Annotated in this window: 15 protein-coding genes and 1 other RNA gene; 2 read left to right on the top strand and 14 right to left on the bottom strand. The window is 63.5% G+C overall.

Annotated features, from left to right (window positions below; translation table 11 throughout):
• Positions 1-89: 89 nt before the first annotated feature.
• Genes AKL25_RS18500 through AKL25_RS18470 form a run of 7 tightly spaced genes read right to left on the bottom strand, consistent with a single transcriptional unit; the run spans position 90 to position 6,991 of the window.
• Positions 90-1,172 carry an extracellular solute-binding protein gene (locus AKL25_RS18500; protein WP_083444777.1) on the bottom strand — a complete coding sequence of 361 codons (1,083 nt, stop codon included), beginning with the start codon at positions 1,170-1,172 and terminating at the stop codon, positions 90-92.
• On the bottom strand, positions 1,169-2,389 hold the full coding sequence (locus AKL25_RS18495; protein ID WP_050479178.1) for an NAD(P)/FAD-dependent oxidoreductase: 1,221 nt from the start codon (positions 2,387-2,389) through the stop codon (positions 1,169-1,171). The genes AKL25_RS18500 and AKL25_RS18495 overlap by 4 nt, the downstream gene beginning before the upstream one ends.
• Complete coding sequence (locus AKL25_RS18490; protein WP_050479177.1) at positions 2,386-3,870, bottom strand: NAD(P)/FAD-dependent oxidoreductase; 1,485 nt, start codon at positions 3,868-3,870, stop codon at positions 2,386-2,388. Before AKL25_RS18490 ends, AKL25_RS18495 begins: the two co-directional genes overlap by 4 nt.
• A complete protein-coding gene (locus AKL25_RS18485; protein WP_050479176.1) occupies positions 3,867-4,184 on the bottom strand; it encodes a (2Fe-2S)-binding protein in 318 nt (105 codons plus the stop codon). The genes AKL25_RS18490 and AKL25_RS18485 overlap by 4 nt, the downstream gene beginning before the upstream one ends.
• Entirely contained in the window at positions 4,181-4,975 is a 795-nt protein-coding gene (locus AKL25_RS18480) for an ABC transporter permease (RefSeq protein WP_050479175.1), read from the bottom strand. The genes AKL25_RS18485 and AKL25_RS18480 overlap by 4 nt, the downstream gene beginning before the upstream one ends.
• Positions 4,976-4,979: 4 nt before the next feature.
• Positions 4,980-5,852: an ABC transporter permease gene (locus tag AKL25_RS18475; RefSeq protein WP_050479174.1), complete on the bottom strand. Its 873-nt coding sequence runs from the start codon at positions 5,850-5,852 to the stop codon at positions 4,980-4,982.
• A gap of 41 nt (positions 5,853-5,893) precedes the next feature.
• Positions 5,894-6,991 carry an ABC transporter ATP-binding protein gene (locus AKL25_RS18470; protein WP_050479173.1) on the bottom strand — a complete coding sequence of 366 codons (1,098 nt, stop codon included), beginning with the start codon at positions 6,989-6,991 and terminating at the stop codon, positions 5,894-5,896.
• Between the two features lie 212 nt (positions 6,992-7,203).
• Here AKL25_RS18470 and AKL25_RS18465 point away from each other — a divergent pair, with 212 nt between their 5' ends.
• Both AKL25_RS18465 and AKL25_RS18460 read left to right on the top strand, forming a co-directional pair.
• Positions 7,204-8,043, top strand: a complete 840-nt coding sequence (locus AKL25_RS18465) for an IclR family transcriptional regulator (protein WP_050479172.1) — start codon at positions 7,204-7,206, stop codon at positions 8,041-8,043.
• The gene (locus tag AKL25_RS18460; RefSeq protein ID WP_050479171.1) at positions 8,040-9,005 is read left to right on the top strand and encodes a 2-hydroxyacid dehydrogenase; all 966 of its coding nucleotides are present in this window, start codon (positions 8,040-8,042) and stop codon (positions 9,003-9,005) included. Before AKL25_RS18465 ends, AKL25_RS18460 begins: the two co-directional genes overlap by 4 nt.
• Positions 9,006-9,013: 8 nt before the next feature.
• Here the strand turns inward: AKL25_RS18460 and gltK are convergent, their stop codons facing one another.
• From gltK to AKL25_RS18430, 7 genes are all read right to left on the bottom strand, one after another.
• On the bottom strand, positions 9,014-9,688 hold the full coding sequence (gene gltK / locus AKL25_RS18455) for a glutamate/aspartate ABC transporter permease GltK (protein WP_050479170.1): 675 nt from the start codon (positions 9,686-9,688) through the stop codon (positions 9,014-9,016).
• Positions 9,689-9,709: 21 nt separating this feature from the next.
• Positions 9,710-10,444 carry an amino acid ABC transporter permease gene (locus tag AKL25_RS18450; RefSeq protein WP_050479169.1) on the bottom strand — a complete coding sequence of 245 codons (735 nt, stop codon included), beginning with the start codon at positions 10,442-10,444 and terminating at the stop codon, positions 9,710-9,712.
• Between the two features lie 33 nt (positions 10,445-10,477).
• Positions 10,478-11,047, bottom strand: a complete 570-nt coding sequence (locus AKL25_RS18445; RefSeq protein ID WP_050479168.1) for an FHA domain-containing protein — start codon at positions 11,045-11,047, stop codon at positions 10,478-10,480.
• Positions 11,048-11,073: 26 nt separating this feature from the next.
• Positions 11,074-11,148, bottom strand: a non-coding RNA gene (locus AKL25_RS23870) — sX9 sRNA.
• Between the two features lie 60 nt (positions 11,149-11,208).
• The gene (locus AKL25_RS18440; protein ID WP_050479167.1) at positions 11,209-12,114 is read right to left on the bottom strand and encodes a glutamate/aspartate ABC transporter substrate-binding protein; all 906 of its coding nucleotides are present in this window, start codon (positions 12,112-12,114) and stop codon (positions 11,209-11,211) included.
• Between the two features lie 47 nt (positions 12,115-12,161).
• Complete coding sequence (locus AKL25_RS18435) at positions 12,162-13,484, bottom strand: aspartate aminotransferase family protein (protein WP_050479207.1); 1,323 nt, start codon at positions 13,482-13,484, stop codon at positions 12,162-12,164.
• Positions 13,485-13,863: 379 nt separating this feature from the next.
• Complete coding sequence (locus tag AKL25_RS18430; protein WP_050479206.1) at positions 13,864-14,766, bottom strand: MurR/RpiR family transcriptional regulator; 903 nt, start codon at positions 14,764-14,766, stop codon at positions 13,864-13,866.
• Positions 14,767-14,808: the final 42 nt, after the last annotated feature.

Genomic DNA, 14,808 nt, shown 5'->3' with positions numbered 1-14,808 from the left:
GACATGCTGCGCGTCGGCCCGGCAACTTTCGTTGCCAGGCGACTCTTACGGTTCAGCGCAACAATTCAGTGCGCGCTTCAATGCGCATTTCAATGCTCGATAGTCCGGTTCCAACGCGTATTCCACACCGCGCGGTTCTTGTTGACCTCGTCCCAGTCGACGTTGCGCGAGTTCTTCACGTAGTCGTTCAGACGCTTCTGTTCCGCCGCTGCCGCACCGGTGACCTGCACCTTGGTGTTGGTCGGATTGAAGCTGCCGTTTTCGAGCGCCTTGCCTTGCGCTTCCGGACTCAGCAGATATGCTGCCAGTTCTTGCGCCAGCTGCGGCTCGCTGTTGTTGGCGATCACGCATTGCGCCACCATCAGGACCACGCCGCCCTCTTTCGGATGCACGTATTCGACCGGGATGCCTTTGTTCTTCAGGATCGTGACTTGCGTCGGCGTGTAGGGGAACAGCGCCGCTTCGCCGGTTTGCGCCATTTCGGAAATCTTGGCCGAGCTGGCGATGTATTCGACGACGTTGGGGCCGACAGTCTTCGGCCAGGCGGTGAAGCCCGGTTCGACGTTGCTGTCGGTGCCGCCCTTCAACTTGTTGAAGGCGAGGAAGGCGTGCAGGCCGAAGGTCGATGACGACAGCGACTGGAACACCACCTTGCCCTTGAGCTTGGGATCGGCCATGTCCAGCCACGAGGTCGGCGGCGCCCAGCCCTTGTCGGCATAGACCTTGGTGTTGTACGCCAGGCCGGTCATGCTGATGGTGACGCCGGTGGCCATGTCGCCCTTGATATGCGCGATGGGCAGGATGCCGGCGAGGTTGGGATTGGGTTTCTGCTTCTCGCACAGGCCCATGCCGATGGCGCGGTACATGACGCCGTCGTCGAGGAACATCAGATGCATCTGCGGCTTGTCCTTGGTCGCTTGCGCCTTGGCCAGGATGTCGGCAGAACCGCCCGGCACTACCACTACCTTGACGTTATTTTTTTGCTCGAAGGGACCGAACACGAATTGCATGTAGGTCTTTTCCATGTTGCCGCCGTTCATGCCGATGTAGAGCGTCTTGGGATCGGCGGCGTACACGGCGTTGCTCATCGCCAGCAGCGAGATTGCGGCGAGGGTTGACGCCACGGCGGTAGTACAGGTGCGGCGGACGAAAGAAGATGAAAGCGAAATCATTGAATTTTCCTTTCTGGTTCGGAAGCGAAGTTGAAATCTGCAACGGGATGACTGTCTTGAAAACGCCGGATCGAAAAGGCATCAATGGGGATGTCGCTGCGGCCGTGCATGACCAGGTCGGCCAGCACTTCTCCCGCCGCCGGCCCGATCTGGAAACCGGCGCCGCAAAAGCCGAAGCCGTGGAACAGGCCATCCTGCGTGCTGCTCGGGCCGAGTATCGGCTGGCGGTCGGGCAGGTAGCCTTCGACGCCGCTCCAGGTGCGGATGATGTGCACGTGGCGCAAGGCCGGCAGCAATTCCACCGCCTGCGGCAACAATGCGAGGATGGCGTCATGCGATGAGCGGGCGCGGCGTTCGTCCTGCGCGTAGCCGCGGCCGCCGCCGAGCACCACGTTGCCGCGCCCGACCTGGCGGCAATAGATGGAACCGCCTTCCACGCCCAGACTCCACGGCAGGAAATGCGGGATCGGCTCGGTCACCGCCATGTTGGGATGGCCGCTGTACATCGGCACGGCTTCGCCGAAGGCTTCGGCCAGCTTGCCGGCCCAGGCGCCGGCGCAATTGACCAGCGCCGCGGCGCGCACCTGCAGCGACTGGCGGCCTTCGCCGGTATTTAGTTCGGCGCGCACGGAAAACGCCGTGCCGTCGTAGCCGGCTTCGCGCACTTCGCAATGTTCGATGATGTTCACGCCCGCGCGTTGCGCCGCCTGCGCGAAAGCCGGCGACACCAGGCGCGGATTGGCCTGACCGTCATCCGGGCAGAGCGAGCCGCCGACCACCGCGCCGCCCAGCCAGGGGCATTGCCGGCGCAGACGTTCGCCGCTGATGAGTTCGATGCCGAGTCCGAACGGTTTGCTGAGTTCGGCATAGGCTTCCAGCGCCTGCATGTCGGCCGCGCTGCGCGCCAGTTTGAAATGGCCGCTGCGCACGTATTCGCCGTCGATGCCGATGAGGTCGCTCAAGCCTTCCCAGATCTGATGCGCGCGCTGCGCCAGCGGCAGTTGCGACACCGGGCGGCCCTGGCGACGCACGCCGCCGTAGTTAATGCCGCTGGAGCGCGAGCCGCACAGGTCGCGTTCCAGCAGGACCACTTTGCGTCCTGCCTTGGCGAGTGCGAGCGCAGCGGAGGTGCCGACGATGCCGCCGCCGATGATGAGCACGTCAGCGGACAAACGTTTGGGACCGGCGTTGATGTCGGTGGTGGTGTACTGCTTCATTCGTCCTCTCCGGCCGCGAGTGCGACGTGGAAGACCGACGCCGTCTGTTGCGTGGAAGGCGATGCCGAGATCGACGCCGGTGCGGATTTCAACGCATGCATGCCGATCGGCACCGGCTTGACCGGCGCCTGTCCGCGCAGGCGGCCGACCTGCGCCAGCGGAATGCTGCATGCCTGCGCCAGGATCTCGCCCGCAGCGGTGCTGCACATGCGCCCCTGGCAGCGCCCCATGCCGGCGCGCGTGAGCGCCTTGAGGCGGTTCATTTCCTGCGCGTTGCCGTCGCGTGCCGCCTGGCGCAATTCACCGGCGCTGATGTGTTCGCAACGACAGACGATCAGTTGGTCCTCGGCCAGTTCGGCCCATTTTTGCGGGAAGGGGAAAGCGCGCTCCAGTCCTTTTCGAAAGGCGGCGATGCGCGCCAGCCGGCGTTCCAGCATCTCGGCGCGCGCGGTATCGATCTGCACGCCGCGATCATGCAACAGCGCCAGCGCAGCGCGTTCGCCGGCCAGTTCCGCTGCATCGGCGCCCATGATGCCGGCGCCGTCGCCTGCGAAGTAGACGCCGGGCACGCTGCTGCGGCCGGCTTTGTCGCGCTCGGGCAAATAGGCGCGCTGCACGGGGTCGAAACCGAAACGGCAGCCCAGCAGATCGGCCAGTTGTGTTTCGGAACGCAGCGCGTAACCGAAACCGAGTGCATCGCATTCGACGGTCTGTTCGGGACCGGCGGCGAAGTCGTCCGTCGTCATGCTCTCGCGCCGCCAGACGACGGCGCGCACCTGCTCTTCGCCTTCGACGCGCAGCAGGCGCGCATGCGTCTTCAGCGGAATGCGATGCGCCATCAGCCAGGCCATGTAATACATGCCCTTGATCAGCAGCGCCGGCTGGCCGAGCATATCGGGCAACGCGGCGATGCGGTCGGACAGGCTGCTGCTATCGAGCACGGCCGCCACTTCAGCGCCGGCTTTGGCGTATTGATAGGCCACCAGGTACAGCAGCGGCCCGGTGCCGGCCAGCACCACGCGGCGGCCGATGGCGCAACCCTGGAATTTGAGCGCGACCTGCGCGCCGCCCAGGGTGTAGACGCCCGGTGTGGTCCAGCCGGGCACCGGCAGCACGCGATCGGTGGCGCCGGTGGCGACGATGATGTCTTGCCAGGCGAGGCTGTCGGCGGCCAGCGTGCTGGTGTTCATGAGGTCGATCACCTCCGGCTGCGCATTCCATACCAGCGTGTGCGGGCGATAGTCGATCTGCTGCGCCAGCGCGGCGAAATCGCTATGGATGCTGTCGGCGCGGCCGGCTTCGAAGCCGTAGAGTTTTTTCTTGCTGCGATAAAAACCCGGCGGCGGCTGGCGATAGATCTGGCCGCCGGCGCGCGGCGCTTCGTCCAGCACGATGGGACGCAGGCCGTGCGCGACCAGGGTCTGCGCGGCGCGCACGCCGGCCGGACCGGCGCCGACGATGACGGGGCTGCGTTTGCTCATGGCTGCTCTCCCTGCTCTTCTGTCTCGGTCAGCAATTGCATGCCTTCGCGGATAAAGGTCGAGCAGGCGCGCAGCTTCTCGCCGCTCGCAGTCTGCACCCAGCAATCCTGGCACGCACCCATCATGCAAAAACCGGCGCGCGGTTTGCCGCTGAATTCGTTGCGGCGCAGGCGGCCGGAGGTCAGCAGAATTGCCGTGAGCACGGTATCGCCCTCCAGTGCGCTAGCCGGCTTGCCGTCGAGGACGAAAGCGACCGGCGTGCGCGCCTGTTCGGCAACGCGAAAAAATTGCGGACGAAGTGCAGCGCTGTTCATGAGCGCCCCACCAGCACGCGATCGAGTCCGTAGACGCGGTCCAGAATGATCATCGCGCCGGCCGTGATCGCCACCATCAGGGCCGACACCGCCGCCATCATCGGATCGATGGATTCGGTGGCGTACATGTACATGCGCACCGGCAGCGTGACGGTGGACGGCGACGTCACGAAGATCGACATGGTCACTTCGTCGAAGCTGTTGATGAAGGCCAGCAGCCAGCCGCCGGTGATGCCGGGCAAGATCATCGGCAAGGTGATGCGCAGGAACACCCGGGTCCTGCTCGCCCCCAGCGACGCTGCCGCCTGCTCGGCGCTGCGGTCGAAACCGATCAGCGCCGACATCACCAGCCGCATGGTGTAAGGCGTGACCACCAGCGCGTGCGCCAGGATCAGCCAGCCGAAGCTGCCGGCGCCGCCGACCACCGTGAACAGGCGCAGCAAGGCGACGCCGAGCACCAGATGCGGAATGATCAGCGGCGACAGGAACAAGCCCTGCAGCAGCCCGCTCCAGCGATTCGGATAGCGGATCAGCGCCATGCCGGCCGGCACCGCGATGACGGTGGCGATGGTCGCTGACGACAGTCCCAGCCACAGGCTGTTCCAGAACGAGCTGACGAAATCGGGATACTCGAACACCGCCTTGAACCAGCGCAGCGAGAATTCCGGGCCGTGGATGGTCAGAGTGTTTTCCGGGGTGAAGGCGATCACGCACACCACCAGGATAGGCGCCAGCATGAAGCTGATCACCAGCGCATTGAACAGCAATGCAATCGGTCCGTTCTTGTTCATGCGGTCACCCCAGTGCTTTCTTGTAGCGGCGTTCGATCATGCGGTTCCAGCCGAGCATGATGGCCAGGTTCGCCAGCAGCAGCAGCAAGGCGATGGCGGCGCCGAGCGGCCAGTTGAGTTCGTGCAGGTATTCGTCATAGATCAGCGTGGCCATCATCTTCAGGCGGCGTCCGCCCAGCAGGCCGGGGATCGCGAACGAGCTGGCCGACAGGCCGAACACGATCAGGCTGCCCGACAGCACGCCTGGCATGATCTGCGGCAGCACGATGCGGCGCAGCGCGGTGGTCGGCGAGGCATTGAGCGAGAGCGCGGCGTTGACCACGCCGGGGTCGATCTTTTGCAGCGAGGTCCAGACCGGGATCACCATGAAGGGCAGCATCACATGCACCAGCGCGACGACGATCGCGGTTTCGGTATAGAGCATCTTGAAGGGGCCGATGCCGAAGGCCGACAGCACGCCGTTGACCAGCCCTTCCGGCCCCAGCAGCATGCTCCAGCCGAAGGCGCGCACCACCACCGAAATCATCAGCGGCGCCAGCACCACCAGCAACATGATGGAGCGCCACGGCTTGCGCATGCGGTTGAGGATGTAGGCTTGCGGCGTGCCGACGGCGATGCAGATCAGCGTCACCAGGCCGGCGATCCAGAAGGTGCGCCAGAAGATTTCGTAGTAATAAGGATCGGTCAGCACCGCCCGGTAATGTTCCAGCGTGAAGGTGCCGGCCTTGGGACCGGTGTCGGCGTCGAAGGCGTTGAAGGACAACAGTACGGTCAGCAGCAGCGGCACCAGCAGCATCACGCTGCACAGCAGGATGGCCGGCGCCGACATGAGCCACGGCAGGCTGCGATTGCTCGCGGCTTTCTGCGGCGGCGGCATTGTGGATGCCGATGTCGCGGCAGGCGAAGATGTGGCGCTCATTACGCCGCCTCTGCCGCAGCACCGGATACGGCGGTGCGGCTGGCCGAGACCAGCCGCAGGTTGTGATCGTTCCAGTCGACGCCGACGTTCTGTCCCGGTTCCAGCATGTCGGCGCCGTCGTTGGCGATCAGCACGGTGAGTTCGCCCAGCGGCGTGACGATGCTGTACATCCACTGGCTGCCGAGGAAAAAGCGCTTGCTGACCTGGCCATCGCAACGGCCCCTGCCCGCGGCGACGCATTTGATTTTTTCCGGACGCAGGCCGAGCAGCACCTGTGCGCCGGGACGCAGGCCGCTGTCGACGGCTTCCAATGTCAGCGTCATGCCGCCGGCGTCGATGTCGGCGTGACCGCCGGCCTGGCGCAGCACGCTGCCGTCCAGCAGATTGGCCTTGCCGACGAAGGTGGAGATGAAACGGTTGGCCGGATGTTCGTACACGCTGAGCGGACGATCGACCTGCGTGACGTGGCCGGCTTCCATCACGACCACGCGATCGCTGATGGACATCGCCTCGCTCTGGTCATGCGTGACCATGATGGTGGTGGTGCCGACCTTGCGCTGGATGTCGCGCAGTTCAAACTGCATTTCTTCGCGCAGCTTGGCGTCGAGATTGGACAGGGGTTCGTCCAGCAACAGCACCGGCGGCTGGATCACCAGCGCGCGCGCCAGGGCGACGCGCTGGCGCTGGCCGCCGGACATTTCGCGCGGATAGCGTTTGCCGTGTTGTTCCAGATGAACCAGGGCCAGCGCCTGCGCGACTTTATCGCGGCGTTCGGCGGCGGGGATCTTGCGCATTTCCAGACCGAAGGCGACGTTTTGTTCCACCGTCATGTGCGGAAACAACGCATAGGTCTGGAACACGATGCCGAGGCCGCGCGTGCTGGGCTTGGCGTGCGTGATGTCGCGCCCGTCCAGTTCGATGCGGCCGCCGCTGACCGGTTCGAAGCCGGCGATCATCTGCAGGGTGGTGGTCTTGCCGCAACCGGAAGGGCCGAGCAGCGAAATGAATTCGCCCTTCTCCACGCTCAGGTTGAAAGACGATACCGCCTGGGTATCTCCATAAAACTTGCTGACATTGGTCAGTGTGAGGAACGACATGGCAAGTCCTTTCCGAAATGATCGACCTTGATGCTATCCGGCAGCGTAAGCGGGTATCCGAATTGCTTAGGTAACGCATGAGTTATTGCAAACGTCATGCAATTTCCTTGCCAATTCTGCTATCGTATTTCATCAAACAGGATATTTTTATTACTTATTCCGTTCAGTGAAATACATAGCTCGAGACGGCTGCAACCATTCCATTTATCGACATGAGCAACGAAACCACTCTCCCCGCCAACGGCGTGCAACGCACCTTTGCGGTTTTGCGCGCGCTTGCCGCTGCACCAGCACAAGGCACGCGCGTGACGCAAATCGCCAAGGACATCGGGCTGACGCAAGGCACCACGCATCGCCTGCTGCAATCGCTGGTCAACGAAGGCATGGTCGAACAGGATGAGCGCAGCAAGCTGTACCGGCTCGGCATGGACTTGTTCAGCCTGGCGGCGCGCGCCGGCAACGGCTGGGATATGCGTGCGCTGTGCCGGCCGGTGTTGCTGCGGCTGTGCGGCAGCCTGGGCGACACCATGTTTTTGCTGGTGCGCTCGCGTTTCGATGCGGTGTGCGTGGATCGCGTCGACGGCCCCTTTCCGATCCGCGCCTTCACCGGCGATATCGGGGGCCGCGTGGCGCTGGGCGTGGGACAAGGCGCGCTGGCGATCCTCGCCTTCCTGCCGGAGGCGGAACGCGATGAAGTGATCCGCTACAACTTGCCACGCATCCGCGAGTTCGGCGTATTTGATGAGGTCTATCTGCGCACCGAGATCGAACGCGTACGCCAGAACGGCTACGCCGCACGCAATGCCGGCCTGCTTGACGGCATGGCGGGGCTGGCGGTGCCGATCTTCGATTGCAGCGGCCAGATCGTGGCGGCGCTGAGCATCGGTACGCTGACTTCGCGCCTGAGCGATGACCGCCTACCGACCGTGGTGCAAATCCTCAAGCGCGAAGCCGACGCCCTGAGCAAGCGCATCAATCCTTTCGATCCGGCCTTGCGGCGGCCGATGCATGTGCCTGATGCGGCCAGAGACGCGGCCGGAGAGTCGGCATGAACCAGATACGCAATTCGCGCCGGCCGGTGCTGCTGGTCAAATCGGGCGGCGTCGAGGCCGTGGCGGAATGGCAGGAGAATTTCGGCGAGTTCGCGCCGGACATAGAAGTACGCTGGTGGAACGATCCCGGCATCGATCCGCACGCAGTGGAATATGTGCTGGTCTGGCAGCCGGAAGCCGGACGCATTGCCGGTTACCCGAACCTGAAAGCAGTCATCAGCAGCGCCGCCGGCGTCGATCACATCCTGGCCGACCCGCGCTTGCCGGCCGCCGTGCCCATCGTGCGCATGGTGACCGACGACACCGTGCAGCGCATGGCCGAGTTCACCGCGATGAGCAGCCTGATGCTGCTCAAGGATATGCCGCGCATGATCGCGCAACAGGCGCGGCGCGAATGGAAGGAATTCGCCACGCCGCGCACGGCGGTGGAGACACGCGTGGGCATCATGGGGCTGGGCGCACTGGGGCTGGCGTGCGCGCACATGCATGCGCAACTGGGCTTCATCACCGCAGGCTGGGCGCGTTCGCCGCGCACGGTCGAGCGGATCGAGTGCTATGCCGGTGCAGATGAACTCAGCGCCTTTCTGGCGCGCACCCACATCCTGATCTGCCTGCTGCCCGATACCGACGACACGCGCGACATCATCAACGCCGACCTGCTGCGGCAGCTGCCGCACGGTGCGACGATCATCAACGTCGGGCGCGGCACCCATGTGCAGACGGAAGACTTGCTGGCGGCGCTGGAATCGGGCCAGGTTTCGTCGGCCTTGCTGGATGTCTTTGCCGTCGAGCCGCTGCCGGCCGATTCGCCGCTGTGGAACCACCCGCGCATCATCGTCACGCCGCACGGCGCGGCGACGCCTTCGCGCCGCGAGCGGGCACGCCAGGCGGCGACCGTGATCCATGCCATCGAAAGCGGCATGCCCGCGCCGCATCTGTACGACCGCGCGCGCGGATATTGATTGCAGGATTAGGACTTGACGCTGCGCTTGACCAGCAGCGAGATGCTGAAACAGATCACGAAATAGACCGCGCCCGCGAAGAATAGCAATTCGATGATGCGGCCGTCGCGTTCGCCGATGCTGTAGGCGCGGCCGAAGAAATCCGCCAGCGCACTGACATAGACCAGCGAGGTGTCCTGGAACAGGATGATGCCTTGCGTCAGCAGCAGCGGCACCATGTTGCGGAACGCCTGCGGCAGGATGATCAGGCGCATGGTCTGGATGTAAGTCAGCCCCAGCGCAAACGACGCCGCCAGCTGGCCGCGCGCCACACTCTTGATGCCGGCGCGGATGATCTCGGAATAATAAGCCGCCTCGAACAGCGAAAACGCCACCAGCGCCGAGGTCATGCGCAAGTCGTTCGAGGCCGACAGCTTGAACACCTTCTGCAGCAACTGCGGCACGATCAGGAAAAACCACAGCAGCACCATCACCAGCGGTATCGAGCGGAACAGGTTGACATAGCCGGCGGCGAACCATTGCAAGGGCTTCGACGACGACAGCCGCATCATCGCCAGCAGCGTGCCCCAGACGATGCCGAAGGCGATCGCCGTCGCGGTGATCTGCAGGGAAATCAGCATCCCGTGTCCGAGCACCTGGACGGCGGCCGGGGTGATTGCGCTGAAGTCGAATTGGTAGCTCATGTGTCGCGTCTCCCTTGATCCTTATTTGCTGCCGACGAAACCGGGCAAGGCGACGCGCCCTTCCAGCCAGCGCATCAGGCTCATGACCGTGATGTTGATCAGCATGTAAGTCAGCGTCACCGCGATGAAGGCTTCATACGGCTGCGCGGTATAGTCGACCAGCTGGCGCCCTTGCGCAGCCAGTTCCAGCAGGCCGATGGTGGAGGCGACGGCGGAGTTCTTGAAGATGTTGAGGAACTCCGACGTCAGCGGCGGCAGGATGATGCGGAACGACATCGGCAACAGCACGTAACGGTAAGTCTGCCCCAGCGTGAAACCCATCGCCAGGCCGGCGTTCTTCTGTCCCGGCGGCAAGGCGCGGATGCCGGAACGCACCTGCTCGCACACACGCGCCGCGGTGAAGAATCCCAGGCACAGCATCGCCGTCGTGAACTGCTGCGCCAGTGGGCTCATGGACTTGATCGCCTCGCCCAGGCCGAACGGCAGGATCTCCGGTATGGCGAAATACCAGATGAAGATCTGCACCAGCAGCGGCACGTTGCGGAACAATTCCACATATGCCGCCGCGACGCCGCTGAGCCAGCGATTGGGCAAGGTGCGCAGGATGCCGAGCAGGGTGCCGAGCGTGAGCGCGATCAGCCACGCCGACACGCCCAGCGCCAGCGTGATCGACAGGCCCGACAGCAGCCAGTCGACATAGGTCTGGTTATCGGCGGCCTGGTGGAGGAAGACGCTCCAGTTCCAGCGGTAGTCCATGATGTTTTCTCGGCTTCTCGGAAGATCAGGTAATCAGGCCGGCGGCGGCTCGGGGAAAGGCAGCGAGGCCTGTCCCTCGGCGCGCATGCCGAACACATTGAGCGTCATCGCCACCAGTGCGTAATAACCGAGCAGGCCGATCAGGTTGACCACCACCTTGAGGCCGAACAATTCCACCGCGCGCGCATAGGTCGCATCGGTAACTCGCTTGCCGTGATACAGCTCGGTGGCGAAAGACCAGACCACGCGCTCGTCTTCCTGTTCAAACACCGGCGTCTGCCCGAGACGGATCTGCTCCGCCGCCGTCGCCGACAAACCCGCCTCGACCGCAATCGGCAGATGGATGTACCACTCCGCCTGCGACTGCCATTCGCGTGCCGTCGCCAGGATAGCCAGCTCGGACAAGCGCAGCGGCAGGCCGGTGTCGTAGCGGCAGTAAGCGCCCAGCTTCTGCGCCAGCTGGCCCAGCTCCGGGCTGTGGATCCAGCTCACGAACGGCCCGTTGAGATTGCCGCGCGGGCCGGACAGGATATCGTCGAGCAGCGCTTTCTGGTCAGGCGTGGCGTGGGCTGCGTCGAAGGCGGGCAGGCGTGATTGCGTCATGTGATTGCTCCAAATTTTTTGAAACCTGTTTACGATCTGTAGCGAGAGGCCATCAGCCGGTGGCGGACGGAGCGGAGGAACCGGAGTGTACTTTAGTACATGAGGATTCCGAGCACCGCCCGACGCCGGATCATGGCCTCGCAGTAAGATCGTAAGCAGGTTTAATCCATCGGTTTGTCGCTGGGATTCGCATAGAGCTTCTTCACGTCTTCCGGCATCGGGAAGTTGAAGCTGATGTTCTTCGGCGGAATCGGGAAGGTGAACCACTTGGCGTACATGCGGTTGATCTCGCCGCTCTTCATCAGGCCGCTCAGCGTGCCGTCGACCAGTTGCTTGAATTGCGGATCGTCCTTGCGCACCATGAAGCCGTAGGGTTCGGCGCCGAAGGGCGTGCCGGTCAGCAGCCAGTCGTTGGGCTTTTGCGCGGTAGTGCGCGCGCCGGCCAGCAGGATATCGTCCATCACATAGGCGGCCACGCGGCCCGATTGCAGGATCAGGAAGGCTTCGCCGTAATCCTTCGCGCTCTGGATCTGCATGTTCATCTTGCGGCGCTCATTGAGGGTGCGCAACAAACGTTCCGAGGTGGTGCCGGCATTCGTCACGACGGCCTTGTTGGCCAGGTCGGGGAAATCCTTGATGCCGCTGTCCTTGCGCGTGAGGATGCGGCTGCTGGCGACGAAGAAGGTGGTGTTGAAGGAGACTTGCTGCCAGCGATCCTTGAGGTTGCTGGTGACGCCGCATTCCAGATCGATGGTGCCGTTTTGCAGCAGCGGCGTGCGGTTTTGCGAGGTCACCGGGATCATGCGTACTTCCAGATTCGGCATGTTCAGCTTCGCCTTGACGCTGTCGATGACCTTGTTGCAGAGGTCTTGCGAGTAGCCAACGACCTTCTGGTTTTCATCGTAGTAGGAGAACGGAATCGAGCTGGTGCGATGGCCGATGGCAATGACGTTGCCTTCCTTGATCTTTTGCAGCGTCGGGCCGAGGCCGGCGTCGGCGGCGTTGGCGATATTGAATCCGGCCAATGCGGATAGCAGTGCAAGCAGTGGTAGGGTGAATCGTTTCATGTCGTTTCCTCTCCTGATGTATGAGTTGGTGCTGCGTAGGGGTCGAGTCAAGCCAGTGCGGCGTCGATTGCCGGCGCGAGCCGTTCGACGATGCGATCGATGTCGGTGGCGGTGCAGATAAAAGGCGGCGCGATCAGGATGTGATCGCCCTGGCGGCCGTCGACCGTGCCGCCCATCGGATAGACCAGCAGGCCGCGCGCCATGGCTTCGCTCTTGACGCGGCTATGCGTACGCTTGGCCGGATCGAGCGGCTGCTTGCTGTCGCGGTCGGCCACCAGTTCGACGCCGACGAACAGGCCGCGGCCGCGGACGTCGCCGACGTTCGGATGATTGGCGAAGGCGCTGCGCAGCGCGGCGCGCAATTGCTCGCCGCGCGCCTGCACATTCGGCAGCAACTGGTCTTCCCGGATCGTCTTTTGCACCGCGAGCGCGGCGGCGCAGGCGGTGGCATGGCCGATGTAGGTGTGGCCGTGCTGGAAGAAACCGCTGCCGCCGACCACGGCGTTGTAGATGCGATCGCTGGAAATCATCGCGCCGATGGGCTGATAGCCGGCGCCGAGACCCTTGGCGATGACCAGGATGTCGGGCGCGACGCCGTCTTCTTCGCAGGCGTACAGATAACCGGTGCGGCCCATGCCGGACATGACTTCATCGAGAATCAGCAGCACGCCGTATTTGTCGCAGACGGCGCGGATTTTCTTGAAGTAATCGCCGACCGGCGGCACTGCGCCGGCGGTGGCGCCGACCACGGTTTCTGCAACGAAGGCCGCGACCTGATCGGCGCCGAGTTCGAGGATTTTCGCTTCCAGTTCGTCGGCCAGGCGTTGCACGTAGTGCGCATCCGATTCGCCACTCAGCTGATCGCGATAGGCATAGCAAGGCGCGACGTGATGCGACGGCACCAGTAGCGGCAGGAACATCTCACGACGCCAGGCATTGCCGCCGATGGCCAGCGCGCCGAGCGTGTTGCCGTGATAGCTCTGGCGGCGTGCGATGAAATGACGCCGGCTCTTTTGCCCGGTTTCCACGTGGTATTGGCGCGCCAGTTTGAGCGCAGCTTCGATGGCTTCCGAACCGCCCGACAGGAAGTAGACGTGATTGAGATCGCCGGGTGCCGACGCGCTGAGGTTGTCGGCCAGCTCTTCGACGACTTCGGTGGTGAAGAACGAAGTGTGCGCGTAGGCCAGTTCATTGATCTGCTTGCGGATCGCTTCGATCACGCGCGGATGACCGTGGCCGAGGCAGGATACGGCGGCGCCGCCGCAGGCGTCGATGTAGCGCTTGCCGTTGCTGTCGATGAGCTCCATGCCGATGCCGGCTTTGGCGACGGGCAAGGTTTGTTTGGGATAGCGATGAAAAACATGTGTCATGAAGCTGGCCTCAGGCAAAAATTCGATGTACTGGAATTCAGGTTGGGCCAACTATAAATTGGAAAAAATACTTTTGCAACGTTTGTTGCATAAATATTTTACAATGCATTTTTTGGTGCATTGCGACAGATGCACGCACCAAATCGGACGGGCCGCAATGTTTCCTTTTGACATACCGAAATGCGATGCGCTCGCCGGCTGAAAGCGGCGCCCTCCTTCGCTATCATCCCGGTGCACGCCGGGATCCAGCGGCTTGACGAAGCACAGGAAGGGCGACGAACGCCACTGGGTCCCGGCGTGCGCCGGGACGACAGCAAGAAGGAAATGGGGAAGGTCCAGCGGTGCAACAGTTGTTGCAGAACTGCTCAGCCGGAGAAGATTACTTGCTGCCGGCCTTCACATAGGCGCCGCTCTGGTACAACTCGGCTTCGGCATCTTCCAGCCGTTTGACCGCCTTGTCGTCGTCGAGCGAGATCACCAGCTCGATCAGGCTTTCAGCAACGGCGACGGCGGCCGCCATGGAAGGAAAAAACGAGGGACTCTCATGCGAAAACAGGATGGTGTGATCGGCCTGCAAGGCCACCGGCGCGACGGCGCTATCGGTCAATGCGATCAGTTTGCTGCCGGCGCGCTTGGCGGCTTCAGCGACCTGCACGGCTTCGATCGAATAAGGCGCAAAACTGATCACGATGGTCGCGTCCTGCGCCGCAACGGCGCGCAATTCCATCGCCAGCGAGCCGGCGGTGCCCTTGATCAGGGTCACGCTCGGGCGGAACAGTCGGTACAGGTACTCCAGCATGAAGGCCACCGAATACGCAGCGCGGAATCCCGCGATGTGGACGTGCCGCGCCCTGGTCAGCGTCTTGGCGGCGCGCAGCAATTCGTCGGCGTTCTTCGGTTCGGAAGCATCGAGGTTGGCGCGTTGAGCCTGGAAGATTTCCGCGATCAGGATGTCGCTGTTGTTGCGCTTGACCAGGCTCTGCGCCTTGTAGGCGTAGGCCTTGGGCGTGACGGCCAGGCGTTCGACAAACAGCGCGCGCAGCTCGCCCCAGCCGGGAAAGCCGAGGTATTGCGACAGCCGTACCAGCGTCGACGGCTGCACGCCGGCGCGCGTGGCGACGGCGCGCATGGTCGACACCGCGACTTCGCCGGGGTTGTCGAGCAGGAAAGCGGCGCCGGCCTGGAACTGCGGACGCATGTCGGCGTAGTTGGCGCGGATCAGGGCGTCGAGTTCGGTGAAAGTCGCGGGGGTGTCGGCGTTGCCGACTAAAGAATCCGTCATGGTGAAGGCGTCGCCGGAGGCCGGCAAATTGAGTGACGCTGC

It is taken from the genome of Herbaspirillum rhizosphaerae, from assembly GCF_001189965.1.
Lineage (GTDB): Bacteria > Pseudomonadota > Gammaproteobacteria > Burkholderiales > Burkholderiaceae_D > Herbaspirillum > Herbaspirillum rhizosphaerae.
Note: the sequence above shows the minus strand (reverse complement) of the source record. Positions and strands in the feature narration are given on the sequence as shown.